Here is a 25,015-nt window from a genome sequence, read left to right on the forward strand (position 1 = left end):
CGCAACACCCGCCCCTTCAACTCCCCCACAGCCGCAGCCTGCTCCGCAGCCCCAACGCTCTCCAACTACAACTGCATCGAATCCAACGCCCGATAGGCCGACTGCTCCGTGAACCCTGCGTTGTGGGCCCAGGCGTTCCGAACCTCCCGAAGCTCACTCGCATACCCGCGAGCGCTCCGCGACAGCACGCGGTCGAACGGGTACCCCAGCTCCCCGATCCGCTCGGTCATCGCCCGAAGCATGAGCGGCACGTCGGTAACCGAGTACCGCCCGTGGCCACCCCCGGCTGCACGGTCCTTCTCCTCAAGGATCCGCGTCCACTCGACCCCGGGCACGACCTCAGCGAAGGCGCCTTCCACAAGCGGGCGAAGGCCCGACCCAAGCAGCTCGAGCCCCTGGCCGACGGCGGAGTTGAGTTCAGAAGCGTCCACGTGCGGGCCTTTCATCGGGGTGGTGCGGGCTGAGCGGTGCGACGGACGTACCTCTGACCACAACTGCGAGATTGCAAGGCCGCGGCCGTAACTCGCATTGAATCTCGCGCCCGACACCAGGCTGGCCGGCTGTCGTCAACTAGGCACCCCTAGCGCGGCCTCAAAACTACACGAGCCGACGGCGAGCACCATGACTACAAATGACCGCCACCTTCTTTCGAAATTACAAACGGCAGCACGAGGATGCCGCAGCTTCGACTCTGGGCGTCCTACGCCAACTAGATGCGTTCATAGCTGAGCGGAGACAGCCATCCCGAGCGATGTGGAGATGGGCGTTCGGTTCAACACGATGCCAGCGTCTACGGGGTCGACCATCGGGGTCGCCAACAGCGGCGCGGTGGCATGGCGGACCCTGTTACGCTTCGCCGGAATATCGTCGTCTCCAGCTTCAAAGTAGAGCTTCGCTTCCGAAGAAGTCATGACCAATAGACGCTCATCCCGTTCTGCATTCATCTCGGTGCAAGTTCGTAAAACGAACTGCTCCCCCAGGGATGACCTGACGGACTCCGCAACCGCTTTAGCCAGGAGTGGCGGTACAGCGTTACCGATCTGTCGATGGGCATGCCAGTTTGTGCCATGAAAGCGGAACCAGTCCGGAAATGAGTGCAGTCGGGCGGCCTCGCGAACCGTGATGACACGTGGCTCCGAAGGGTGCAGCGGGCGCGCGGCGCTGAATGAGCCACGTTCACTTCCTGTTCCCGCACGTAACGTTCGGGACGGTCGATGTTCGTCGAGCCTCCACAACCGCGAGACCTGATCCGTACCTCCCTGCGGCACCAGCGCGAAGCGTCTGGCCGACTCAGCCGAGTGCGCAGTCACTAGATAGCCGCTTAGTACACCATCGGTTTCGCCTAGACGAGCAGGCGCCATGTCCGTGAGAGTTTGGAGATAAGGCGTCGTCAGACTCTCTGAATACCGAGCCGACTGCTCTCTATTCATCTCTAGCAACTCGCCATCAGATCGCGTCCGTCCACTTAGCGATGGAAGCCCAATGAGAGCGTCGGCGACCGTAACCACTTCGGACCCAGTCTTCGCAATTGGAACCAGTTCATAACCAGGAGCAACACCGACTATGAATACGCGCTTCCGTCGCTGAGGAACACCATATTCAGTAGCATCCAAGGGCTGCGAGTGGTCCCGAAGAGTATATCCAGCGGCGACAAAACGACGAATGGCGTCATCAACGAGCGACGCGAACTGCGGTGCCAGGATTCCCGGCACGTTCTCCATCACGAAGGCGCGAGGCGATAGGCCCTCAACGAGACGCACGAACTCACTAACAAGCTCGTTCCGATCATCGTCGACATCCTGCTTTCCCATCGACGAGAACCCTTGACACGATGGGCCACCCACAACCACATCGATGACCCCGTCCCACTCTCCTTCAGGATTGTGCGCCTTCCACCCCTCCTGCGCTGCTGCAAGGAGATCGAGCGCCTCCACCCGCCTGACATCCCGGCAGATCACGGGTGCGTTGGGGAAGTTGTAAGCGTGGGTTGCCGCATGGACTGGGTCATACTCAACAGCGGCAACGACGTCGAAGCCCGCCATCTCGAAGCCAAGGCTGAGCCCGCCAGCCCCAGCGAAGAGGTCTACGACCACGGGGCGACGGGTACGTTCGATCGGGGCATTCACCAGGTAACGATCGCACATCATCGGGGCTGCCCACAACTAGACTCGCATGGAGCTCGAAGACGAGCACGAAATTGGGGGGAACCGAAGATGACAGATGTACTCGAGTTGATAGACGGCAGTCCAACCAAGAGGTTCTTCATTGAAATTCTAACGCGTGATATCTCAATCACGGCAGCGATCATGGACCTCGTCGACAATTCGATAGACAGCGCCAACGAAATGCGCCCCGATGGAAGGCTCGACGGCCTGAGCGTCGCGGTTGTGGCGTCAGCTAGCGAATTCTCGATAGAGGACAATTGCGCCGGTATCGGTGCGGCGAATGCTCGGGAATATGTCTTTCGAATCGGGCGCCCCGACGGCATCGATCCATCTCCCGAGTCGATCGGTCAGTTCGGCGTTGGCATGAAGCGTGCGTTATTCAAGATGGGCTCGGCCTTCGTTGTCGAATCTACAACGATGGAAGATTGCTTTACCGTGGACGTGAACACCAATACTTGGATGAGCGACGAGCACACCTGGACCTTGCCAATGACCATTCATGGAACGTTCGACCAGCAACCGGGGACGACCATCATTGTCGATGGCCTCTACCCGCAGGTCAGGGATGCCTTCTCGTCACAGACCTTTCTCGACGAACTGGCTGAAGAACTCCGCTCGAGGCATCGTCTCGCCATGGGCAACGGTCTTCGAATCACCCTCAACGGGAGTCCCCTCACTGCTGCAGACTCCATGGTCGCAACGAGTGATCTCTTGCGCCCCGCGAAGAGCTCATTTGTAGTCGCGACACCCGGAGCGGGAGAGCTTTCGGTCCGAATCGTAGTAGGCGTAGCCCCTTCGGGATCCAACGGCGTTGACGAAGACGCGGAACCGGAGGAACAGTCCCGTCCAGCCGCGGACGCCGGTTGGCTTGTATTCGGTAACGGACGTCTGTTGCTCGCCAACGATAAGACTCGACTCACCGGCTGGGGCTCTGGGCGCACCAAAATCCCTCAGTACCACAACCAGTACGCACGCTTCCGCGGATTCGTTTACATGACCGCCAGCAACGCAGCCGCCATTCCGTGGAACACGATGAAGACGACCGTAGATCCCGACAGCCCGATCTGGCACCAGGTATTGGAACGGATGATTTCGTCGGCTCGTGGGGTGATCGATCTACTGAATCAGGCAAAGGGTGAACGCCGGCTTGCCACAGATGACATGGTCACGCCTACATTGGACGCCATTCGTTCTGCAATACCCGTGAACGCAAGCTCTCTGCTAGAAGTCGAATTCTCTATGTCCATCGAGGATCTGCGGAGCGGCACTTCTGTCGGCGCAGTTTATCCTGCAGCGAATCCCGAACTGGCCGAGGCTTGGAAGAAGATCCAGTACACCGTTTTGGTCCGAAACTTCGATGAACTCGCCTCTGCTCTGGGAATGAACAACGCCGCCGAAATCGGACGCCAGTCCTTCGATGCATATCATGCGGCGAACGTGGAGTTGTAGCGATGTCCGCTAAAACTAATGAGCACCAGAAGCGAAAGCAATCGCTGGACAGGAGTGATCGGAACTTGACTCCTCGCCAGGCCGCGCTCGACGTCCTCAGCGATTTTTGGGCAAACGGCAGCGGCACAGTCGACTTCCCGGTGGACCCGGTTTTGATCGCCCAGAGGATGGGTGCAAGAGTGCTCCGAGCGACTTTGGAGGACGATGTTTCCGGCCTATTAGTCAAGGAACCGCAGGACGAGGCAGCGACCATCTACCTCAATGCCGGTGATGCCGAAAAACGCCAGCGGTTCACCTGTGCACATGAGCTCGGGCACCTTCGCAGGCGTGGCATCACCAAGGGTGAGCGTATTGGGTATGTGGACAGCCGCGATCTGGAGGCTCGGACGGGGCGAAACCCGGAGGAGGTTTGGGCGAATCAGTTTGCAGCCGAACTGCTCATGCCTGCCGCTGCGGTGCGAGCCCTCTGGGCACAGGCGGAGAGCCCGTCGCGGTTGGCTCGTGTTTTCGGTGTCTCCCCAGCTGCGGTTGACGTTCGCCTGACAAGCCTTGGGCTCGCATGAGCGAGCCAGAGGCTTCGATAGATGTCGACATCTTGCGCGAACCGGAGGACCAGGAAGAAGGGCCTGAGGACGCAACCCAGGTCGACGAGGGAGCCTTCGCGCAGGCCGCTGGGATTCAGGATGCCCAGCCGATTACAGATCTGAGGCCTCGATGGCGTCGACGACCACGAGCAACTGTGGAATTGCAGCCAGCCGAACGAGAAGCAAGGAAGGCTACGCTCAAGCTTCGCGCACGCGAGCAGGACGTTGGCTTGAAACGGCTAATGGCCTGGGTGGCTATCTCGGCGGTTATTTTGCAGCTATTGGTGGCCGATGCTTTCCTGGCTCATTACGTTCTCCTAGCTACACCCAATCCGTCAGACACTGTGCTGATTGCCTGGCTCTCAGCTTCCGTCGTGGAGGTAATTGGTATTGTCGCTATAGTTGCGCGCAATTTGTTCCCAGATCGTACGAAAAGAAAATCGGATCAGGCACGCCCGAAGCAGAAGAAGAGAAGAAGGAGTGGCTAGCGGGAGTTATTCCTGAAGCTCCCGATCCGCTCGGCAGCACGAATCTGCGTCCTCCGCCGACGGCCTGTCGGAGGACGACAATCGGCCTTCCAAAACTCATGCGGTACCGACTGAAGTTCTGACAGCCGTCACCGTACGGTGGGCGAAACGTTGTCCGAGACCCTGATCAGAACAGACGGGGCGACCGTCCCTGCACCGACAGGACGGCGTTCGCCGGCAAAGTAGTTGCCGGCCCGTTGACCTCAAATGGCCTCCATTCTGGACGGCGCGAGTGGGAGCTGCCCGATGCCCGGTTCGCGGCCGCCCCCGCTTGTTGCAGCCATTTCGGCCTTGCGGATTAGTTGCTCGCCGTCTGCGTGAAGAAGCACAAGTCGGGCTCAGGTGACGTGATGGGGCGACTGCGAGTCGACCGTCCTTCGATGACAATCCGCACGGAGTTCTTCAAGCCGGAAAAGGGTCGCTACCTGCACCCGTCTGCCGACCGTGAGATCACCCACTACGAGGCCGCCGTGCTCCAGGGGTTCGCTGACGACCACAAGTTCGTGGGATCGAAGACCGCCATCGCTCGGCAGATCGGAAACGCCGTGCCCATTCCTCTCGGCCAAGCAGTCGCGTCTGTGCTTGCGGATCACCTCTGATCCGCCCGAGTCACTTCACCGCCCTTTGGTAGCTCGTCGAGTACTGCCGGAATGTTCAGCCCGCCTGTTCCGGACAGTGGCCACGATTTCATCTGCCACCAGCTGGGCCGATTCGTGTTCCCAGAAGCGGAGCACCGTCCAATCACGTGACTTCAGTACTGCTGTGGTTTCACCGTCCCGCTCCCGATTGCGTGCCACCTTCTCGGCCCAGAAGCGACCATTCGCAACGGGCGCGGTGTAATGGACCGGACATCCGTGCCAGTAGCAGCCGTCTATGAAAACAGCGACGCGAGCACGGGTGAACAATAGGTCAGCTGTTCGTCGGAGATCCGGTTCCGGCCGCGCGCTGACTCGGTATCGCAGGCCTTGGGCGTGGACCATCCGTCGCACCGCGATCTCGGGCTTCGTGTCACGCCCCCGATTGCTCCGCATGCTCCGGCGTGTGCCCGCGGTGGTTGCCCAACTCTCCGCCTCCATACTCAGAAGGTAGCTGAAAGGGCATACATCGTCATTTGTCTACTCACAGGCCGGGCACTGGCCACACTGTCACCGCGATGTTCACGGTGGCACCAGATAGCCGGAGATGACGCGCGCCAGATGGGCCCTTAGCGGAGGATCGCTCACGTAGACGTACGTACCGCGTATACCGCGCGTCAGCAGCACCGTGTAGATGTTCGTGACGTAGCGCAGCAGATCGTTGTCCGAGTAGGTCAGGCCGAGAGCCGGGTTGTTCTCCTTGCCCTTCTTGTCGAAGTAGGACTCTCGGTGGAAGACGATACGGTTCGTCTCAGCGTCGTACCGCAGGTCTGGTCCGATGATCACTCCTGCGTAGTTCAGGTCGTATCCCTGAACGGTGTGGATCGAGCCGACTTCCTCGAGGGCCTTCGATGACGCGATCCAGTCGGTCTGCGTTCCGTTCCAGCGCATGGAGACGTCACCGATCACGATGTCGAACGCCTCCTTGTCGTTCTTCGTCTTCCACTCCCAGGCGTAGCCCGCGACCATTCGCGCGAGTCCGAACTCCGCGTCCCGCTTGCGGATCTCCTCTCGCATCTCAGCGAGATCGTCGAACAACCTGAGGTCGTACTCGCCGAAGTCCGGCGCCAACTCGATCTCCACCTGGTTTCCGAGGATGTTCCTGACGTAGTCCACGTAACCCGACCCCGCGCGCACACGCATCTGCGAGGCGAGGCCCGCGTATCGATCAGCAGACTGCGCTCTGGCGACCAGCTGGTGCAGGTGCTCAGCGGGAACGTCCGCGGGACGGACACTCTGTCCGGCGTCGAGCAGGAAGATCTGGTGCGCGCTCTTCTCGATGATCCAGTCGAGTTGCGTCTTCGACTTGTCGTCCGCACCGAACAACTTGGTAGTGATTTCGCGGAACTGTTTGTTCTGTGCCGCGGATGGTTGGTTCGCACGCCGATTGAGCCGGTGCGCCTCATCGACGACAAGGAGGTCGAATTCCTCGTCGGATGCCCCGACATCGAAAGCGGTCATCACCATGTCCGGGTGCAGGCCAGGCGTCTTGCGGAACACCTCCTTGATCGAAGCGCGCAATGACTGTTGCGGGACGACGATCCCGACCTTGAAACCCTGCAGCAGCTCGCGGTGACGCTCGGTGAAGAACGACGAGAAGAGCGTGTCATCGTCAGGTTCGTCGAGGGCCGCTGATCCTCGGATGTCAGCGATCAGTTTCAGCAAGTAGATCGCGACGACCGTCTTGCCGGTGCCGGGATCGCCTTGAACGACGGTCGTACTTCGTTGCGACCGGGAGAGGTCTTCGAAGAGCCCCTCGAGCACGCCTTCGACAGCGATGGTCTGATCAGGTGTGAGCGCTTTGAACGGCGACAGCTTGAAGAGGTCACTGTTCTCGATCTCGGGAAGGGATCGAGTGAAGACACCATCCGCCCTGAGTCGATCGAAGACGTCCTCGAAGGACTCGCGGTAGCGGTCGCGATCGAAATAGTTGGCGTCGACGATGCCGTCATTGCGATTGAGCACCTGGTAGGCACCGTCCCCGGCGAGCATGCGGATCAGGAAGGATTCGAGATCAAGACAAACCGACTTGTTGAATGTCTCATCCACGATCACCCTAAGGCCGGTGAGATGTTCCTTCGCCGTGGACTCGAAGTGCTGGCGCATACGCGCGGCGACGTTGAGCGACTCACCGACATAGACATCACGCTCGGCGGCGGCTCCGACCCGCCTCCGTCGCGAGGCCGAAGGAACCTTGGACGATCCGACCGGCCCATCCAACAGATACACGACAGGCCAGTCGCTGAACCGCCGATCACCCGCCGCCCAGAGCTTTACCTCGGTCGACGTGAAGTCGAGACTCGTGATCTCAAAGTTTGTCATACTTCGCAGACCGCCCCCGCGCCTTCTCCACCGGGTATTTCTCCCGCGTACGTGCGAGCTTGTCGCGGACGATGGTCTCCGCATCGAGACCGAGCCGATCCGTCAACAACAAGCAGTAGGTGAGGACATCGGCCAATTCGTCGCGCACGCGATCGTCGTCGGCATCGGGTTCCCACTGGAAGCACTCGAGGAGCTCGGCTGCCTCGATGGAGATGCTCTTCGCAAGGTTCTCCGGCGTATGGAACTGCGCCCAGTCACGCTCGGCCACGAAAACGGCGAGCTCGTCGCGCAGTGAGGGGTCCGCCATGGCATGAATCTACCAGTGACAATCAGCCAACCACCGGCCCCTGCTCCAGCGACAGTATCCCACAGGCTGCTGAAGCAGCCGAGCCTGAACAGCTACCTAGCAATTTCGCGAGCCTCCATGCATAGGTGGAACCATGACCACCAGCCACTCGACATCTTTTCACGTCGCCCAGAGCCGCGAGGCTGTCGCCTCATGCAGCGGATCAACGCCATAATCCATCAGGTGTGGTTCACTATCTCCGAAGACCAATTACGACCTGAAGGGCTTGGAGCACACGACATGACTGCTGGAGCGTACGACGCCGATCCTGTTTTCCAAGCGACTCCGCAGCATGTTGACTACCTACTCCAACGGATTCATGCTGGATCGCTCGCGATACCCGACTTTCAGCGGGACTTCACGTGGGAACCAAGACGAACCGCAACACTACTACGCTCCATGATGTCCCGCTTTCCGGCTGGAACATTCTTGTTCTGGGCTAGAGGCTCCGACAACGAGATGTTCGGCTGGCGTGAAGTCGAAGGCGCTCCCGAGAAGACCACCCCACCGCAAGAGCTGGTTCTGGACGGGCAACAACGCCTTACATCACTTTACAGGGCACTCAATGGCATTGGTGACGAGAGATTCTACCTGTCCATCCCCGATTTTCTTACGTTCCCCTCGCCTACACACCCCCAGGGCGCACTGAAGGATCCACAGGACGTCGACTTTGAGAAAGCGATTTTCTGGCATACATCGGACAGCAAAGACGAGAAGGCTCTTACTGAACGATCAGATCGTATCTCAAAACACATCTTGGCAGTCTCTGAACACAAGCAGTTCGATGAGTGGCTCGATGACTATGCCGATCATCACGCAAGCACGATGGACAGAAAGACGACGAAGTCGCTACTGCGGGCATTCCGCGATGCCTACTTGTCTCCCCTTCGGTCATATGGCTTCCCGGTCGTGACCCTTCCAAGCAACACGCGCATCGAAGCTGTTGCGACAGTATTCGAAACCCTGAACAGCACCGGAAAGCCACTTGGCCCTTTCGAGCTTCTAACTGCGCGCTATTATCCAGAGAGTGTTCACCTACGCGACTTGTGGGATGCAGCAATTGCGGATTACGAGATCCTGCGCGAGTTCTCCATCGACGCCTATAGCATCCTTCAGGCCATTACGTTGAGAGCGCACAATTCCGCACAGCGCAGTGATGTCCTTCGGAAACTCACAGCGTCGGACGTGAAGGCTCACTGGGAGCCCGTGGTTCGAGGGTTCGCCAGAGTGCTCGAACTCGTGCAGGACGAGTGCGGCGTTGTCTCACCGAAACTACTTCCGTACTCCATGGTCCTGGTCCCTCTGGCTGCAGTTTGGGATGAAGTATCGAAGATCAAGGGGCCAGATCAAATCAACGTCCTGGGCCGCCTGAAGCAGTTCTTTTGGTGCACCGTATTTTCAACCAATTACGACCAAGGCGCAAACAGCCAGGCAGGCGCAGACTATGCCAAGTTGAAGCACTGGGTATTCGACTCAACTCAAGATGCGCCCGAAGCCGTAACTGACTTTGAGCTATCGAGTGGCGCTATCAGGTCTGCCACCACCCGAAGGAAAGCGCTTTACGCAGGCATTCTGGCTCTCACGGTCGTTTCAGGCGCGCGTGATTTTCATTCAGGCAAGAAGCTGACCGCCGCTAAGGTTCGCGCCGATAAGGTCGATTCTCATCATATCTTCCCTAAGGCCTTCCTGAACGGCAAGTTGGACGAAGAGGGGTTGCCCTTCAACTCCGAACTTGCTCTCAACCGCGCTCTGATTGACCCGATTACCAATAAGGCGATCGGCTCTAAGGCTCCGAGTGCGTATATCGGATCTCTTCGCGATGCCGCGGGAGAACAAGAGATTGCAGAGATCCTCGGTTCCCATTTGATCGACGCGGATGAAGATCACGATCCGTTCCTGACCGACGACTACTCGGCTTTCATCGACCGCAGACTGGATGACGTGGTTGCCGCCATCGAGTTGGTAACGAAGTCAGAAGTTGCTGGATCTGTAGCAGGCGCGTAGCTGGAGACGATCCGGCGGGCAGCCGTTGGGCTCGGGCTACAGCGCCCCGAACAATTGGCGATGACGCAGGCCTCCATCGCAGCCCTACTAGCGGGGCATAATCTGCAGGGATCCTTCGGAGATTCGCGTGAGCGCGCGCAGCAGAGCTTGGTGGCGCATAGGAGTCCAGTTCCGCATCCGTCTATCGAGGTCACCGAATTAGGGATCGGACATGCCGTGGATCCCGGCGAGCGCACGGATCAGAATCTAGCCCTCCGCTCCACATCCAACAACGCATCCACTGACCCCACCTCGGCGACGAGCGCATCCCACCCACGCTCCCCTGCGACGGCGGCCTCGCCGTCCGTGAGCAACCGCAGCGTTCGTACGTGCCCGACCACCTGGCCGGCTTCGTTCCGGATCTCGTCGAACGATGCTCCCCAGCGCGACGGCGTCACCAGGAGCGCGGAGATCTCCGTCCCGTTGAGGAATGGCGTTCCGTTGCGCCACGGAGCGAGCACCGGTGGTACCCGTCGGTTGGTCGCGATCTCGTTGATCACGATGCGCAGCGCGACCATCGCCGCACCCTGCTGACCGTCGACGACCTCCACCGCGAACTCGATCCGCTCACCGGAGTCGGTCGCGAGCCGTGACACCCCGGAGGTGAGGATCGTCACCGGCCCATTCTCGGGCCGCTTCTCGATCACCATCACCGACCCACCGATGCGTTCCTTGAACACCACCGGATCCAAGCCGAGGGCGTCGAAGATGTGGAGCGGGAAGGCGTCTTCGCCCGGGACGAGAGGGACGTCGCTAGTCATGCGGCGAGCCTAGCCAAGCAAGTGCTCGGCGAGCCAGAGGGCAGCCACTGAAACCGGCGGATCACAGACGAGCAGACGCGCCCTACGGCATCACCGGCAGCGCCCCCGAGGCATGCTTGCTCAGCGTCTTCACCGACTCCTCGAAAGCCGCGCGGTTCTCGGCCGGCAGGACGGAAAGCAACAGACGCTCGATGTTCCGAGCATGCAGACCAGCGGCCTCGACGACCGCCCGCTCGCCCTTCGCCGTCAGCTCGATGAGCTGCACCCGGCCATCCTCGGCAGAGGCCCGGCGGCTCACCAGCCCCTGCTCGACGGCGCGATGCACGAGCCGCGTCGCCCCACCGGAGGTGACGACCTTCGCCTGCGCGATGTCCCGCACCGACAGCCCACCAGCTCCGGCCCGACCGACGATCAGCAACAGCTCGAACAGCGAATGGCTGAGACCGGTCTGCTCCTCGAGCTCCTTACCCAGCAGGTACTCGAGGCCGTTCGCCGCGCCCAACAGACGACCGAACACCAGAATGCGGGCATCACTCGCCGCCTCTTTCGCCGAAGCGAACTCGTTCTCAGTCGTCACGTCTCCACAGTAGACGCCGGGGACAGGCCGCCGATCGGTCGGGAGATCTTCGCCTAGGGATCGGGAATAGCTGACGAGTCAGCTTTTGTTGCACCCTCAAGTAGGCCGCACCGCGGCATCGACTCGGGCGCACCGAGCCTCGTCCAACCGAAGGATCCACCACCATGACGCTCAACTTCGACGTCTTCGACCTCGACTTCCCCGCGGGTTCGAAGAACAAGTCCGCCGTCCTCGTGACCGGCGAAACCGAGGCACTCCTCGTCGACGCCGGCTTCACGCGCGCCGACGGCCACCGCCTCGTCGCGGCCATCCTCGACTCCGGCAAGACACTCACCACGGTGTTCGTCAGCCACGCCGACCCCGACTTTTACTTCGGCCTCGAGGTCGTCGCGGACGCCTTCCCCGACGCGGCGCTCGTCGCCGCCCCCATCGTCATCGAGCACATCAACGCGTCGTTCGAAGGCAAACTGACGGCCTGGGCGTCCCTCGGCGCCAACCTGCCCACCCGCCTCGTCCCCCACACCCCGCTCAGCGGAGACGCGCTCGTCGTCGACGGCCAGCGCCTCGAGCTCAAGGGCGCGTCAACCGCCCTCCCGGACCGCCAGTACCTCTGGAACGCGGAGCACCGCGCCATCCTCGGTGGCGTCCTCCTCTTCCAGCAGGAGCACGTGTGGACGGCAGACACGGCGACGCCGGAACTCCGCGCAGCGTGGATCGAACTCCTCGACGAGATGCAGGCCCTCGACCCGCAGCTCGTGATCGCCGGCCACCGCCTCCCCGACACGGCGAACGACGCGACCGCCATCGACTACACGCGCTCGTACCTGCAGGCGTTCGAGGCGATCGTCGCGGCGTCCGCCGATGGTGCTGCCGCGACGCAGGCGCTCGTCGAGCAGTACCCGTCCTCGGGCATGCTCATCGCCGCGCAGATCGGCCCGAAGGTCGCGATGGGTGAGATGACATGGGGCTGAACGACACCACCACGACCGAGCCGTCCTCGGCACCACGCGACGTCGTGCGGAGGCAGTACCTCGCCTCCGCCGCCGGCGACCTCGACGCACTGCGCGCGACCCTCGCCCCCGATGTCGAGTGGACCGAGATGGCCGGCTTCCCGCTCGCCGGAACGTACCGGACGCCGGAGGGCGTCACGAGCAACGTGATGGAACGACTCGGTGAGGACTGGGCCGACTGGACCGCGCACGACGACACCTACGTGGTCGACGGCGAGAACGTCGTGGTGCTCGCGCGGTACACGGCGACGCACCGCGGCACGGGTAAAGAGCTGAATGCCCGGGTGGCCCACCACTTCGTCGTCCGCGGCGGGCTCATCGTGCGCTTCGAGCAGTTCGTCGACACGGCACTCGTCCGCGACGCGAGCCGGTAGCGACTGGTGCCAGCAAGCGAAGGGGCGGGGCCGACATGCCCCGCCCCTGCGCTATCGGCTTGGGCCACGAACCGAAGACGGCAGTGATCCAGAGCGTCGACCTCGGTACGGTGGAACCAACGCAGCAGAGAGGCACCACGCGCATGTCGTATTCGAATCAGCCGCCCGCCCAGAACCAGCCCTACCCGCTGCCGGTGCCCGGCCCGGCTCCGGTGAAGACCGGCAAGCGCGGCAACGGACTCGGCATCGCCGCACTCATCGTCGGTGGGTTCGCGCTCATCGGGGCGTTCATCCCGATCCTCAACTACGTCGCCGGGTTCGTCGGTCTGGTCGGCCTCGTCCTTGGCATCATCGCGCTGTGTCTGAAGAACCGGAAGAAGGGCTTCGCTGTCGCCGGCACGATCGTCTCGGCCATCGCGATCGTCCTGAGCATCATCCTCGCGATCACGTACACGGCCGGGTTCGCCGGGCTCATCGGCGACGCCGTGAAGACCGCCAAAGCGAATTCCTCCGAGGCCGCCAACAAGGAGATCTCCGTCGTCTACGAGGTCAACGGCACCGCGACCGATGCCTCCATCACCTACTCCACGTACTCGGCCGGCAGCAGCAGCACCGAGCAGTCCTCCGGTCAGGCGCTCCCCTTCATCAAAGAGCTGACCGTCAAGGCCGGCCATCAGTACGACTTCGCCTCCTACTCCCTCCAGGCGCAGAACGGCGCGGAGGACACCGGGTCCGTGAGCTGCAAGATCACCGTCGACGGCGACGTGGTCGCCGAGCAGACGTCGACGGGCGCGTACGCGACGGTGTCGTGCTCCGCGTCGGGTGCCGACGGGGTGACGGAGAACAATTGACCCCCGTTGCGGGAGGTTCAATAGAGTCAGACGTGAGCGGCCATAGCGGCTTAGTCACGAGTATCGAGCTGGTCCAATTTTCGCAGGATCGCCGGTCCTACCCTTACACCGGGCGGGTCTGCTTCGCCTGATTCGGATTGTTACGGATACCCGCGCCCAATACCGCCCAGGCACGTGTCGACCAATTAGGCATCTTCACCTGGGAACCTGCGTCGAATACTTGGCAGGTGCGTGTCCAACCTCCAAAGAAGTCCCTGCTCAGTCGCCAACGCCATGCCGGTCTCGTCGCCCTCGATACGAGCAAGTACCCATGCCGCCAGACAGCAGCTGGTTGCAAGCGTATGAAACACATCCAAATCATGAGTTTCTGCTGGTGCGGAGGCCACCGCAACGCCATCATCTCCATCAACGAAGTAATCGGTCACGGCCTGATCTGTCACGTGACCAGCGCGTGACAGAACGACATACGCTCGCGTTAGGTAGCCGGTAGCGTCAAGCTCGGCGATCACTCCTCCTTTTCCGGTCAGCTTAGGCATGCCTGTGACCGGCTTGCCGTCGGCCGTGCGCGGGATTTGGGCGCGAATACCGTCGATCAAGCCTTCCCATTCAGGGTCTTCGGGATCTCGAAGACCTGTCGCGTAGTCAGCTCGCGCGTTCAGGAGTCTGGTCTGGAGCCGCGACACTCCATCGTGAGTCAGATACGCCCACTGCGCGGTTACTGCGTGCTCGAGCGCACTCCGAACTAGAGCACGCCCTTCAGTTCTGTATCCGCGCTTCTCGAGAAGGAGATATGCGAGCGCTGCCCTACGGACGCGCTCAATCAGTCCGCCGAGCACCCGAAAGTCCCACGCATACTCGTCCAAGACCTGAATACCCGCCGCGTGTTGTTGATCCTGGACGAATCGAAGCATCCAGGGAAGGAGTTGTTCTCGCGAGGGCATCCGTGACATGAGCTCAGAGTAGTGCGGGGCGTTACACGAGCTCACAGTGCTGCGGGGAAGGAGAAGCAGTATTCAGCCAGCGTTGCTGTGGTCCACAGCCAGAGAGCCTTCAGACTCCACGAGCGTCAATTCCGGACCGAAAATCCGCGCGGCTGCCGGTCGTCCACGAGACGCTTCGTGACCTCAGCTTTCGGGATTCCAAGCTCCAGAGCGACCCAAGTGCGCACCACCATGACGCTGTCAGCCCAGGTGTTCAGCAGGTCTACCTCATCTGGCTGCGCGCGATTGGCGTGCTTGAGTCCGTTGTACCTACTTACAGCGTCTTCAACCCAAGTCGAACCGTCGAATGGGAGGCAATCGCCCACCTCCGACAAGATCCGCTCGAAGCGTGCTCTCAAAGGCATCCTCGAAGCCTTTTGCTCGGTAGCACCATCCCGTAGGACCAGGAGGTATCCGAGAGCCTCAAGGCCTGGCCCGGTATGCGCGAGGCGTGTGTGAGGCGTAGCATTTCGCAAATCCATGCTGGAAATGACCGGATCCAGGGCGCGGGCGAAATGGTCCCTCAGATTGATCCAATGATTGATCCCAGCTACTCCAAGATCCTCAAATCGCAGCAGATGAGGGTGCCAACCCGACGGCGGCGGCACACGCTCGTCGCCGGGGACGATGACTTCCCTCCACTGTTCCCCGTGGGTCGCACCATCCAGGGTGACCAGGGGGTCATCCTGCCGAAACGCATGGACAACGACGCACGACTCGTTTCTCCACCTCGACAAAACAAGAAGGTCACGTAGAGCTTTATGCAGCTGCAGATGCTCGTCCCATGCCATGGGCTCCGAGCTTCGAGTCGTGCACCAAAGCAGGTCGAGGAGCTCCCGTCGATCGCCTCCCTCATCCGGAACGACCTGCCAACCCGAGGTGAGTTCCAAGACAAGACCCGAATGATCTCCCAACTCAATTCGGGCGGGTGGGACCGACGTCAGACGCGCAACACCGACACCATCGACCAGCTCGTGCTCTATCGACCAGGAAGTCACGCCAAGCCACTCACGTAGTCCGGATATTTCGCTCGACAGCCCATGCGGTCGGTCATACTGCAGATCCGCTTCGACACCCAGGATCGCTGCGCGTGCCCAGAGAGTACCGCTTCCAGGACCAAAGGCATCGGCGTGGAATCCACGAGCCCAGCACCGGATCAGCAAGACTGACCCATGGGAATCATGGAAGACCACGCGTTGCGGCACCGGCTTCGGCTCCTTCGGTTCGGTACCCGGCAAGAAGCCGCCCCGACTCATGAACCAGGCAGCGTATGGCACTTCAGGGCTCGACCACGCGACGGTGACGCTCAGTCCCTGTTCGGATCTCTCCAGAGTCACCTTCACATCAGGCGTGTCCTCGTAAGAGTCGTACAGATCCCCGGTTCGCCGCGTTCCCATCGGCAGCTTGTTCGGCATTCGCTTCTCCCTCCGAAGAGGTTCCCCTCTCGGTGATAAGGATCCCATCGTTGAGGTGACCCCGCTTAGATCGGCTTCACCGTGAATGGTAGGCCCTTGATCCAGAGCGCGGCGCGGGAACGGGACGCCCCAATCCGCTTCCAGACCAGGGGATAACCCCCTCTTCGAAGTTGGTCGCGTGCCCTACATTGTGACTGATGTCCCCCACAGTGCGGACATCAGACTGAACACACAGGGGGCCTCACGGCGTGAACCTGACCTCGCCGCCTGCCCGCTGAACCTCCGCCGGTGCATGCCCTCTCCGAAAGCACCTCGATGACGCTCGTCCCGCAGCAGCCCGGACACATCCCGGCCGGTTGGTACCCGAACCCGCAGCGCCCCGGTCAGCAGCAGTACTGGGACGGCACCGCCTGGACCTCGGCCGTCGCACCGCTCGCTCCGACCGGGCCGATGCCGATGCTTCCCGCACCACCGCAGTACGGAGCACCCGCTGCTCCATCCGCGTATGCGCCCATGCCCTACAACCATCAGCCCTACCCGGCACCGGTCCCGTATGCCCGTCCATTCAAGGAGAGCGGCACCGGCTACCTGCTGGCGATCCTCCTCGGCGGCTTCGGTGCACACCAGTTCTATCTGGGCAACGTCGGCGCCGGCATCGGCTTCATCGCCCTCTGGTGGGGCGGCTGGGCGCTGAGCGTCTTCGGCATCGGCTTCGTCGCGATCCTCGCCGCCTTCGTGTGGTGGATCATCGATCTCTGCACCATGCAGTCCCAGGTCGACACCGCCAACCGGCGCCTCATCGCGTACCCCTACTGACCCGCCGGGCACCCAGGTCGCGCGCGCAGCACTGACCAGGCGCTCTCCCCCTCGCTTCCCCGCATCACCGACCGACGCCAGCACGCCGGCCGACCACACCGCAGAAAGGCACCACCACCATGTCCTACCCCGAGCAGCCTCCGTCACCGCAGGAGCCCTACGGTCAGCAGCCGTACGGCCAGGCACCCCAGGGCCAGCAGCCCTACGGCCAGGCACCCTACGGCCAGCCCGGTTTCGGCCAGCCGACGCCGCCGCCCGCGAAGACCGGCAACGGCCTCGGACTCGCCGCCCTCATCATCGGTGTCGTCGCACTCGTCGGCGCGTTCATCCCGTTCGTGAACTTCGTCTCCGGCTTCCTCGCCTTCGTCGGCCTGGTGCTCGGCATCATCGCCCTCTTCCTGAAGAACAAGTCGAAGGGGCTTGCCATCGCGGGCACGGTCCTGTCGCTCATCGCGATGATCCTCAGCATCATCCTCGCGATCACCTACACCGCCGGGTTCGCCGGTGCCGTGAGCGAAGGCATCAAGACCGCGCAGGCGGAGTCGTCCGCTGAAGCCGACCGCGACGTCACCGTGGTCTACGAGGTGACCGGCACGTCCGCCGCATCGTCGATCACGTACATGACGTTCACCGACGGCAACAGCGGCACCGAGCAGGCCAACGACCAGGCGCTCCCCTTCACCAAGGAGTTCACCATCAAGGCCGGTGGCACCTTCGACTACAGCTCGTTCTACGTCATGGCGATGAACGGTGCCGACGACGCGGGTGACATCTCCTGCAAGATCACCGTCGACGGCAAGGTGCTCGCAGAGAACACCTCGACCGGCGCGTACGCCTCGGCGTCGTGCTCCGCCTCGAGCATGGACCTCAACGAGTAGTCACTTCGCCCGTCGTCGTTCAGGACCCCACCAACCCGCCTCGGCCGGTTCGTGGGGTCTTGTCGTCGCGCGGACGAGATGAGCCGCTCTGCCCCGATCATCCCTTCGAAACGGTGATCTCCACCGGTGTCGGGTTCTGGAACAGGTCGAGCACTGGGCAGTGCGCGTCGACCGCGGCGCGCAGCTCCTGGTAGCGGTCCTCGGTCTCGGGGCCGGTGATGCTGATGTTCAGCCGGATCGTCGAGAACCCCGCGCGCACCTCATCGGTGATGCCGAAGAGGTTGCGCACGTCGAGGTCGCCCTCGGCATCGACGCTGATGTCGTCGACCTGGATACCCAGCGCGCTCGCGTACAGCCGGTAGACGACGATCTGGCAGGAGATGAGCGCTCCGAGCGCGAACTCGACCGGGCTCGCCGCGACATCGTCACCGGCCAGCGCGGCCGGCTCGTCGACGAGGAAGCGGTGCTTGCCCGCGGTGATCGCACTCGCGACCGAGCCCTCGCCGGAGCCGGAGACGCGGTAGGTGAGCGCCGCACTCGATGGCGCGGAAGCGATCCGCTCAGACCAGGAGGCGCCCGCGGCGGCGAGGCGGTCCGCGCGCTCGGTTGCGGAGACGGAGGGGACGGGGGCCAGGTTGTTCGTGAGGAGAGTCATGCGGACAGTGTCAGCGGTGTGGACGGCTCCTGGCCAGCGTCCGATGACACAACTCGTCACGAAGGCGACGGCACCGGCCTCGGGGGGGGCGGGAACGTCGCAACTGACGGGGCGACTCGCAGTCGGTACCGCCACTCCGACGCGGCACTCACATCGAGAGGCGGCGCACGAGCTCCTCGACGGTCGAGAACTTGATCGACTCGACGCCCTCTTCGTCGTCGTCGTCGGGCTCGACCTCGACGGCCTCGAACGCGAGGTCGGCGTCGAGCTGCACGAGCACCGAGCTGTCGGGGAACTGCTTCGGCGCATCGAACGAGAGCAGCACGGCGTCGATGAAGACGATCACCGAGCGCAGCACGAGGTCGTCACGGAGGTCGGCGGTCTCGATGACCTCGTCCGACTCGACGGCCTCCTCGATCTCCGACGCCACCCGGTCGAGCAGCACCTTCCATTCAGCTGTCGGCGTCGAGAGGACCCGCTGCGCCAAGTCGGCGAGCGCCGCCGGCTCCGGCTCGCCCTCCTGCTCCTCGGGCTCGGGGTCGACGTTGAGCATGACCTCGGCGTCGATCGCGTCGAAGCGGGCGAGCCCGTAGACGAAGGTGTCCTCCACCTCGGGCGAGGCGACGAGGCCCCGACGCGTGAGTTCTTCGGCCAGGGCAGTCAGCGATGCAGTCATGCGCGCCAGGCTATCGCGACCGGGTGAACGGAGGCGGAACGTGCCGTCGCGCTGAGGTGCCCGGATGTGTCGGAAAGCGGGCGAGATTGGAACAGTTCCGGGCGACTCAACACAGGTGGCGACGCCCGCGCACGTTGAGTCGCCTGGAAAGGTGAAGTTCGCCCCCTCTGCGATGCGGCGATCAGTGTTCTCGGAGTCCGGCGAGCAGGAGTTCGACGGCTGCGCGCGCCTCTGACGCCCAGAGGGGACGATCGATCGTAGACGAGATGCCGTGGAGCACGATCATGACCGCCCCGACAGGCGTGCCGGGGCGGATGGCGCCATCGGCGGCCGCTCGCTCCAGGAGGTCGGCGACGGCACGTTCGACTGCGATGCCGCCGTCGGCCAGTACTGCAGGGTCTGTCGTCGCTGCCAGGGCGCGGGCGAGACCGGTGTGGGCGAGCACGTACTCGACGAATCCGCGGAGGAACATGTCGAGGTTCACCCCCGGAGACCGCGCCGGGTCGTTGGCCTGGTCGCAGAGTGCGGCGACCTCGCCCTCGTACACTGCGGCGGCCAGCGCGTCACGGGTAGGGAAGTGTCTGTAGAGGGTTCCAACCCCCACGCCGGCGCGCGCCGCGAAGTCATCGAAGCGCAATTGCTCGTCGCGGTCGAAGACATCACGCGCAGCGGCCACGATCGCGTCCCGATTGCGGCGGGCGTCCGCTCTCAGTGCTCGGATCTCGGCCATGGCGACACCTCTCATTGACAATTGGAGATCGTCTCCATATATACTCACAAAATGGAGACAAGCTCCATTTTACGGAAGAGGCACCAATTGCGCATCTTGATGTTCGGCCGAGGGGTGATCGCGACGCTGTACGGTCGGGTGTTTCAGGCGGCCGGCCACGACGTCGAGTTCTACGTGCGTCCGGGGCGCGCCGCGGAGTACGGCGACGAGGTGCAGCTGGACTGGATCGATGCTCGCCGGAAACCGTTCGGTCGACGGGTTCGTGAATCGTTCCGGACGCCGTTTCGGGAAGCCCTCGACCCGGCAGATGGATTCGACCTGATCGTGCTGAGCGTCGGACACCATCGTCTCGCGGAGGCGACCGCGTTCTTGGCTCCCCGCATCGGAGACGCGACCGTGTTGGTGTTCGGCAACGTCTGGGAGGAGCCACTGACCGCAGTCGCGCCGCTTCCGGCCGAGCAAGTCGTGTTCGGGTTCCCTGGTAGCGGCGGCGGCTTCGGGGACGACGGGGTGCTGAGTGGCGCAATGCTGCCCTCGGTCATCATCGGTACGCCGGATGTCTCGCCCAACCGGAGGGAGGAGGAAGTCCTCCTAGCCTTCCGGCGAGCTGGCCTCGCCGTTCGGCGGGAAAAGGACATCCGAGGATGGCTGTGGTTGCACTTCATCGCCGACGCCGGCATGTTCGATCAGGCGATCCGGAGCGGGTCGCTGGCGAACATGACGGGCGACCGGCGAGCATTCCGCGACGCTTTCCTGACGACCCGTGAGCTGCTGCCCGTTCTTGAGGCCCGAGGCGTCGACCTCCGATTGCACCGCAACGCGACGCTGCCGTTTCGGCTGCCTGGCCTGATCGCTACGGCCTCCGCATGGGCGACGAGGCTGATCCCGATGGCCAGCCGGAGCCTCGCAGCACACACGGATCCGCACACACCGGAAGCCACAGCAGTCCTCGAAGACACGCTGCGCGAGACGCGTCGCCTGAACATCAGCACCCCTCGCCTCGAACGCTAGCAACCTGAACTCTTCCCGACGGGCACAGCTGTCAGCCGCACACGCCATGATCGCCGTATGCCCTTCGCAGACGAGCTCCTCGGCGCCGCCGTCGCCCGCACCCTCACCCGCTCGCTCCAGGAGGCGGATCCGGAGCGGCCGTTCGACACAGTCGCCGATGCCGCCGAGCGACTCGACGGCCTCGCCCTCCGCGAGCGCGCCGACCTCCTGCGCGACGCTCTCCTCGCGGACGTCCCCGGCGATTACGCGACGCTCGCCGGCATCATCCGCACCGCCCAGGCCTCGGACCCTGCGTTCACCGGCTGGCTCATCTGGCCAGTCACCAGTGCGGTCGCGGCTCGGGCGGTCAATGAGGGCGGCCCCGACGCTTTCGACGATGCCATGCGACTTCTCGCCGAACTCACCGACCGCCTCAGCGCCGAGTTCGCCATCCGCACCCTGCTCCGCCACGACCTCGACCGCGCGCTCGCCATCGTCCTCGACTGGACCGCATCCGACAACGAACACGTCCGTCGGCTCGCGAGCGAGGGCACCCGCCCCTATCTGCCCTGGGCCGTCCGCGTGCGGGAGATCGTCGCGAACCCGGGCGTCACCGTGCCGATTCTCGATGCTCTGTACCGCGACCCGAGCGAGTACGTCCGCCGATCGGTCGCCAACCACCTCAACGACCTCAGCCGCGACGACCCCGAGCTCGTGGTCGCGACCGCGAACCGCTGGCTCGCCGAGCCTGACGCGAACACACCGGCGCTCGTCCGGCACGCGCTGCGCACCCTCGTAAAGCGCGGCAACCCGGGCGCGCTGGCGGCCCTCGGCTTCGGAGCGGCGACCACCGAGGTCGAGGGGTTCGGGCTCGAGAGGGCACACGTTCCGTTCGGCGGCACGGTCCGATTCGTCGCGACCGTCCGCAACACCGGTACCGAGACGGCTCGCCTCGCGATCGACTACATCGTGCACCACCAGAAAGCGAACGGCTCGCAGACGACGAAGACGTTCAAGCTGACGACGACCGAGCTGGCGCCGGGCGAGCACATCCTGCTCTCCCGCGAGCACTCGTTCCGGGCGATCACCACCCGCCGCTACCACCCGGGTGCGCACGGGATCGCGCTGCAGGTGAACGGGGTCGCGACCGAACCGCTGGCGTTCGAACTGCTGCCGCCGGTGGAGTGAGGCGGGCGTCACCACGGCCGAGCCGCGGTGCCTGAGCCTGTCGAAGGCCGCACCCGGACGAGCTCGGCGAACCGGGATGGTGCACGACCGAGGGACGGCATTCGGAGGACCACGGCGAACGTTCGAACCTGAACGGCGGCTCCGGATCCACGCCAGGCAGGAATGCAGGACCCTGCCGGAACCGTTCCCCTGAACATGACAACCATCGGAATCATCGGTTCAGGAAACATCGGCTCTCAGCTCGCACGCCTCACGGTGGCGCAGGGTCACGACGTCATCGTGTCCAACTCGCGCGGACCGGAGACGCTCACCGACCTCGTCTCGGAGCTCGGCGAGCACGCCACCGCCGGCACCGCCCTCGACGCGGCCGAGCGTGGCGACATCGTCATCGTCACCATCCCGTTGCACGCGATCGACACCGTCCCCGTCGAACCGCTCGCGGGCAAGGTCGTCATCGACACGAACAACTACTACCCCGAGCGCGACGGCCACATCGCCGAGCTCGACGAGGAGACCACCACCACGGCCGAGATGCTGCAGGCGCACCTCCCGGAATCGAAGGTCGTGAAGGCGTTCAACCACATCTACGCCGCCGACCTCACCACCAAGGGCAAGCCGTCCGGCACCCCGAACCGCCGGGCCCTCGTCATCGCCGGTGACGACGCCGACGCGAAGGCCGCGGTCGCCGCGCTCATCGACTCCTTCGGGTTCGAGCCCCTCGACATCGGCGCGCTCTCCGAAGGATGGCGCATCCAGCGCGACACCCCCGGCTACGGCCCGGACGTCGACGCCGACAAGCTGCGCGAACTCGTCGCCGAGGCCAAGCGTTACCGCGACATGTAAGTCACGCCGCATCACGAATCGCCCCGAGTGGTCGTCCAGGAGGTCCTGGAGCGACCACTCGGGGCGATTCGTCGTTCAGCGGCCCGGTGGGTCTGCCCGCCACTCGAGGAGCAGCGGCGCATCCTCGAACCCGGCGCGGCGGTAGACCGGCGCACCCGCGTCGTTCGAGCTGACGGAGACCCGGCCGATGTCGCGAGCGCGGGCGGCGTCGAGGAGTCCGTCGACGAGACGGCCGGCGATACCGCGACCGCGGAACTCCGGGCGGACGAAGACACTCTGGACGTCGCCCGTCAGTCGGCGGAGTGCCCCGATGTTGGGTGCGCGGGAGAACACGACGAGCCAAGCCATCCCGACGAGCTGATCGTCGACCTCGGCGACCAGGCATACCCGGGAGTCGGGGTCGACTGCGATCCACGAGACGAGGTCGTGGGCGAACAGCGCCCGTTCCCAGTCGGCGAGCGGGGCGGCGGGCGGCGACATCATGAGCTTCAGCTCAGCGAGCCCGGTGGCGTCGGCTGGCGTGGCGACGCGGATCACGACCTCGGGCTCCATGGGTCGAGTGTCGCATGGGCTGACGGGTCCTGCGTAGGCTGCCCGCATGTACCCGCGAAGCTCGCCCACCCCTGCGGTTCGACGCGCGCTGCGGGTCGCCATCGCTGTCGCGGCGATCGCGGCGCTCAGCTCGTGTGCGCAGACCAACGCCCCGGTCGACGTCGGTGGACAGGCCACCCGCGCCATCTGGAAGCACAAGGATCCGCTGATGAGAGCCCTGGCCGACGCGCGTGCGACCGATCGTGACCTGTTCCTCGCCGAGCTCCGCAGCACCGACGGCAGCTTCCCGAGCGTCTACTGGAATGGCGACGATGACCCGGCGTCGCTCGGGTTGGAGGACGGAGGAGCGGTCGTCTACAACCTGGTCGACGCCGGAGACGAGGCCAGTTTCCAGGGGATCATCGTCACCGGCACCGAAGTCGACCCGGCCGTGTACACCTGCTTCCAGGCGACAGTGCGGTTCGAGCGAGGAGTGGTCGTCGGCTGGAGTTCCGACCACGAGGCGGGGCAACCCGACGAACACTGCGCGACGGAGATCGTCGATGTCCTCAGCGAGGATGCGCAGGTGGCGCCGTTCTCGGCATTTGACGGCTGACTATCGGCCGCACGATGGGGCGGCCGTTCGACAGGCTCAGGGACCCAGCGCCGCAAAGCGGTCCAGCGCCGCACGCAGCACGGCGCTCTCCTCGGCGCCGCCGTGGCCCTCGGTCTCGACGATCGTCAGCTCGCTCGCCGGCCACAGCTGATGGAGGCGCCAGGCTGTCGCGGCCGGTCCGCTGATGTCACGTCGGCCGTGGACCAGCGCTCCGGGGATGTGCGCGATGCGGTCCATCCGCGACAGCACCGCCCGGTCGCCGGTGAGGAAGCCGTCGTGGCTCCAGTAGTGGGTGACGAGCGTCGCGAACGCCTCGCGCACGGTCGCGTCGGCGAACAGCTGACCGACGCGCTCCGGGTGGTCGAGCGACACGTGCGCGCTCTCCCAGCGGTCCCACGCGGTCGCGGCGTGTGTGCGGTCCCTCGCGTCGCCCTCTCGGAGGCGGCGCGCATAGGCCTCGACGGCCCGCTCGCCGTCCCGCCGGTCGCTGTCGGCTTCAAACCGGGCCCACTCCTCGGGGAAGACTCGGCCGACGCCCTCGGTGATCCAGTCGACCTCGTCGCGGCTCGTGGTCGTCACCGCGACGAGCGCCAGCGCGATCACCCGATCGGGATGCTCCTGCGCGTAGGCGAGCGCGAGGGTCGTGCCCCACGAGACCCCGGCGACCACCCAGCGCTCGACACCCGAGGCGACTCGCACCGCCTCGATGTCGGCGATGAGGCGCTGGGTCGTGTGCTCGTCGAGCTGGTCGCGGGCGTCCACGATGTTCGGCAGGCTGCGACCGCTGCCGCGCTGGTCGATGCCGATGAGGCGGTACCGCGACAGGTCGAAGTGCGAGCGATACCAGCCGGAGCCGAGCGAACCGCCTGGGCCGCCGTGCAGCCAGAGCGCGGGAACACCGTCGGGGGTGCCGGACTCTTCGACGAAGATCGACGCACCGCCCTCCACGTCGACGAAACCGGTGGTGTGCGGGTCGGCTTGCTCCTCGGTCATCCGTGCCACGGTACACAGCTCGGGCCAGGCGTGCAGGCCCTTCGACAGGCTCAGGGACCG

The 25,015-nt window shown here is 63.8% G+C and carries 28 protein-coding genes; 14 read left to right on the forward strand and 14 right to left on the reverse strand.

What is annotated here, in order from left to right:
- Positions 1–65 precede the first annotated feature (65 nt).
- The gene (locus EAO79_RS01235) at positions 66–431 is read right to left on the reverse strand and encodes a Swt1 family HEPN domain-containing protein (protein WP_124767478.1); all 366 of its coding nucleotides are present in this window, start codon (positions 429–431) and stop codon (positions 66–68) included.
- 288 nt (positions 432–719) lie between these two features.
- Entirely contained in the window at positions 720–2,093 is a 1,374-nt protein-coding gene (locus EAO79_RS01240) for a DNA cytosine methyltransferase (protein ID WP_164486863.1), read from the reverse strand.
- A 120-nt stretch (positions 2,094–2,213) separates the two neighbouring features.
- Here EAO79_RS01240 and EAO79_RS01245 point away from each other — a divergent pair, with 120 nt between their 5' ends.
- The 4 genes from EAO79_RS01245 (at position 2,214) to EAO79_RS01260 (ending at position 5,324) form a co-directional block, all read left to right on the forward strand.
- The gene (locus tag EAO79_RS01245; RefSeq protein ID WP_164486865.1) at positions 2,214–3,614 is read left to right on the forward strand and encodes an ATP-binding protein; all 1,401 of its coding nucleotides are present in this window, start codon (positions 2,214–2,216) and stop codon (positions 3,612–3,614) included.
- Positions 3,615–3,616: 2 nt separating this feature from the next.
- A complete protein-coding gene (locus EAO79_RS01250; RefSeq protein ID WP_124767481.1) occupies positions 3,617–4,177 on the forward strand; it encodes an ImmA/IrrE family metallo-endopeptidase in 561 nt (186 codons plus the stop codon).
- The gene (locus EAO79_RS01255) at positions 4,174–4,686 is read left to right on the forward strand and encodes a hypothetical protein (protein WP_124767482.1); all 513 of its coding nucleotides are present in this window, start codon (positions 4,174–4,176) and stop codon (positions 4,684–4,686) included. The genes EAO79_RS01250 and EAO79_RS01255 overlap by 4 nt, the downstream gene beginning before the upstream one ends.
- A 419-nt stretch (positions 4,687–5,105) precedes the next feature.
- Positions 5,106–5,324 carry a DNA cytosine methyltransferase gene (locus EAO79_RS01260; RefSeq protein ID WP_241160952.1) on the forward strand — a complete coding sequence of 73 codons (219 nt, stop codon included), beginning with the start codon at positions 5,106–5,108 and terminating at the stop codon, positions 5,322–5,324.
- 15 nt (positions 5,325–5,339) lie between these two features.
- On the opposite strand, the gene EAO79_RS01265 is transcribed toward EAO79_RS01260, so the two are convergent.
- From EAO79_RS01265 to EAO79_RS01275, 3 genes are all read right to left on the reverse strand, one after another.
- Entirely contained in the window at positions 5,340–5,801 is a 462-nt protein-coding gene (locus EAO79_RS01265) for a very short patch repair endonuclease (RefSeq protein WP_124767483.1), read from the reverse strand.
- An 81-nt stretch (positions 5,802–5,882) separates the two neighbouring features.
- Positions 5,883–7,682, reverse strand: coding sequence for a DUF2075 domain-containing protein (locus EAO79_RS01270; protein WP_124767484.1), 1,800 nt, complete (start codon positions 7,680–7,682; stop codon positions 5,883–5,885).
- Complete coding sequence (locus EAO79_RS01275) at positions 7,669–7,989, reverse strand: nucleotide pyrophosphohydrolase (RefSeq protein ID WP_124767485.1); 321 nt, start codon at positions 7,987–7,989, stop codon at positions 7,669–7,671. Before EAO79_RS01275 ends, EAO79_RS01270 begins: the two co-directional genes overlap by 14 nt.
- A 192-nt stretch (positions 7,990–8,181) precedes the next feature.
- On the opposite strand from EAO79_RS01275, the gene EAO79_RS01280 reads away from it, so the two are divergent.
- Positions 8,182–10,032: a DUF262 domain-containing protein gene (locus EAO79_RS01280; protein ID WP_206428265.1), complete on the forward strand. Its 1,851-nt coding sequence runs from the start codon at positions 8,182–8,184 to the stop codon at positions 10,030–10,032.
- A 239-nt stretch (positions 10,033–10,271) separates the two neighbouring features.
- Here the strand turns inward: EAO79_RS01280 and EAO79_RS01285 are convergent, their stop codons facing one another.
- Complete coding sequence (locus EAO79_RS01285) at positions 10,272–10,832, reverse strand: suppressor of fused domain protein (protein ID WP_124767486.1); 561 nt, start codon at positions 10,830–10,832, stop codon at positions 10,272–10,274.
- A gap of 82 nt (positions 10,833–10,914) precedes the next feature.
- Positions 10,915–11,409, reverse strand: coding sequence for a MarR family winged helix-turn-helix transcriptional regulator (locus EAO79_RS01290; RefSeq protein ID WP_124767487.1), 495 nt, complete (start codon positions 11,407–11,409; stop codon positions 10,915–10,917).
- A 164-nt stretch (positions 11,410–11,573) separates the two neighbouring features.
- Here EAO79_RS01290 and EAO79_RS01295 point away from each other — a divergent pair, with 164 nt between their 5' ends.
- The 3 genes from EAO79_RS01295 to EAO79_RS01305 all read left to right on the forward strand — a co-directional run bounded on the left by EAO79_RS01295 (position 11,574) and on the right by EAO79_RS01305 (position 13,644).
- On the forward strand, positions 11,574–12,380 hold the full coding sequence (locus EAO79_RS01295; RefSeq protein ID WP_124767488.1) for an MBL fold metallo-hydrolase: 807 nt from the start codon (positions 11,574–11,576) through the stop codon (positions 12,378–12,380).
- Positions 12,371–12,793 carry a nuclear transport factor 2 family protein gene (locus tag EAO79_RS01300; RefSeq protein ID WP_124767489.1) on the forward strand — a complete coding sequence of 141 codons (423 nt, stop codon included), beginning with the start codon at positions 12,371–12,373 and terminating at the stop codon, positions 12,791–12,793. The genes EAO79_RS01295 and EAO79_RS01300 overlap by 10 nt, the downstream gene beginning before the upstream one ends.
- Before the next feature lie 143 nt (positions 12,794–12,936).
- Positions 12,937–13,644 (forward strand): MmpS family transport accessory protein, encoded by a 708-nt coding sequence (locus EAO79_RS01305; RefSeq protein WP_124767490.1) that lies wholly within the window; start codon positions 12,937–12,939, stop codon positions 13,642–13,644.
- A gap of 185 nt (positions 13,645–13,829) precedes the next feature.
- On the opposite strand, the gene EAO79_RS01310 is transcribed toward EAO79_RS01305, so the two are convergent.
- Positions 13,830–14,594, reverse strand: a complete 765-nt coding sequence (locus EAO79_RS01310; protein WP_124767491.1) for a hypothetical protein — start codon at positions 14,592–14,594, stop codon at positions 13,830–13,832.
- Between the two features lie 116 nt (positions 14,595–14,710).
- Positions 14,711–16,039: a HEPN domain-containing protein gene (locus tag EAO79_RS01315; RefSeq protein ID WP_124767492.1), complete on the reverse strand. Its 1,329-nt coding sequence runs from the start codon at positions 16,037–16,039 to the stop codon at positions 14,711–14,713.
- 315 nt (positions 16,040–16,354) lie between these two features.
- Here EAO79_RS01315 and EAO79_RS01320 point away from each other — a divergent pair, with 315 nt between their 5' ends.
- Both EAO79_RS01320 and EAO79_RS01325 read left to right on the forward strand, forming a co-directional pair.
- The gene (locus tag EAO79_RS01320; protein ID WP_124767493.1) at positions 16,355–16,855 is read left to right on the forward strand and encodes a DUF2510 domain-containing protein; all 501 of its coding nucleotides are present in this window, start codon (positions 16,355–16,357) and stop codon (positions 16,853–16,855) included.
- A gap of 119 nt (positions 16,856–16,974) precedes the next feature.
- Positions 16,975–17,733: an MmpS family transport accessory protein gene (locus tag EAO79_RS01325; RefSeq protein ID WP_124767494.1), complete on the forward strand. Its 759-nt coding sequence runs from the start codon at positions 16,975–16,977 to the stop codon at positions 17,731–17,733.
- Between the two features lie 97 nt (positions 17,734–17,830).
- On the opposite strand, the gene EAO79_RS01330 is transcribed toward EAO79_RS01325, so the two are convergent.
- The 3 genes from EAO79_RS01330 to EAO79_RS01340 form a co-directional block, all read right to left on the reverse strand.
- A complete protein-coding gene (locus EAO79_RS01330) occupies positions 17,831–18,388 on the reverse strand; it encodes an OsmC family protein (protein ID WP_124767495.1) in 558 nt (185 codons plus the stop codon).
- 148 nt (positions 18,389–18,536) lie between these two features.
- Positions 18,537–19,064 carry a cytochrome C5 gene (locus EAO79_RS01335; protein ID WP_124767496.1) on the reverse strand — a complete coding sequence of 176 codons (528 nt, stop codon included), beginning with the start codon at positions 19,062–19,064 and terminating at the stop codon, positions 18,537–18,539.
- A gap of 181 nt (positions 19,065–19,245) precedes the next feature.
- On the reverse strand, positions 19,246–19,794 hold the full coding sequence (locus tag EAO79_RS01340) for a TetR/AcrR family transcriptional regulator (protein ID WP_124767497.1): 549 nt from the start codon (positions 19,792–19,794) through the stop codon (positions 19,246–19,248).
- 51 nt (positions 19,795–19,845) lie between these two features.
- Here EAO79_RS01340 and EAO79_RS01345 point away from each other — a divergent pair, with 51 nt between their 5' ends.
- From EAO79_RS01345 to EAO79_RS01355, 3 genes are all read left to right on the forward strand, one after another.
- Complete coding sequence (locus EAO79_RS01345; protein ID WP_241160954.1) at positions 19,846–20,805, forward strand: ketopantoate reductase family protein; 960 nt, start codon at positions 19,846–19,848, stop codon at positions 20,803–20,805.
- 57 nt (positions 20,806–20,862) lie between these two features.
- Positions 20,863–21,972 carry a DNA alkylation repair protein gene (locus EAO79_RS01350; RefSeq protein WP_124767498.1) on the forward strand — a complete coding sequence of 370 codons (1,110 nt, stop codon included), beginning with the start codon at positions 20,863–20,865 and terminating at the stop codon, positions 21,970–21,972.
- Between the two features lie 195 nt (positions 21,973–22,167).
- Entirely contained in the window at positions 22,168–22,815 is a 648-nt protein-coding gene (locus EAO79_RS01355; protein WP_124767499.1) for an NADPH-dependent F420 reductase, read from the forward strand.
- 75 nt (positions 22,816–22,890) lie between these two features.
- On the opposite strand, the gene EAO79_RS01360 is transcribed toward EAO79_RS01355, so the two are convergent.
- Positions 22,891–23,367: a GNAT family N-acetyltransferase gene (locus EAO79_RS01360; RefSeq protein WP_164486867.1), complete on the reverse strand. Its 477-nt coding sequence runs from the start codon at positions 23,365–23,367 to the stop codon at positions 22,891–22,893.
- Positions 23,368–23,413: 46 nt separating this feature from the next.
- Here EAO79_RS01360 and EAO79_RS01365 point away from each other — a divergent pair, with 46 nt between their 5' ends.
- Positions 23,414–23,962, forward strand: coding sequence for a hypothetical protein (locus EAO79_RS01365; RefSeq protein WP_164486869.1), 549 nt, complete (start codon positions 23,414–23,416; stop codon positions 23,960–23,962).
- Between the two features lie 36 nt (positions 23,963–23,998).
- Here the strand turns inward: EAO79_RS01365 and EAO79_RS01370 are convergent, their stop codons facing one another.
- On the reverse strand, positions 23,999–24,955 hold the full coding sequence (locus tag EAO79_RS01370) for an alpha/beta fold hydrolase (RefSeq protein ID WP_124767502.1): 957 nt from the start codon (positions 24,953–24,955) through the stop codon (positions 23,999–24,001).
- Between the last annotated feature and the right edge of the window lie 60 nt (positions 24,956–25,015).

The sequence above is a fragment of the Plantibacter sp. PA-3-X8 genome (genome assembly GCF_003856975.1).
GTDB classification, from domain to species: Bacteria; Actinomycetota; Actinomycetes; order Actinomycetales; family Microbacteriaceae; genus Plantibacter; species Plantibacter auratus.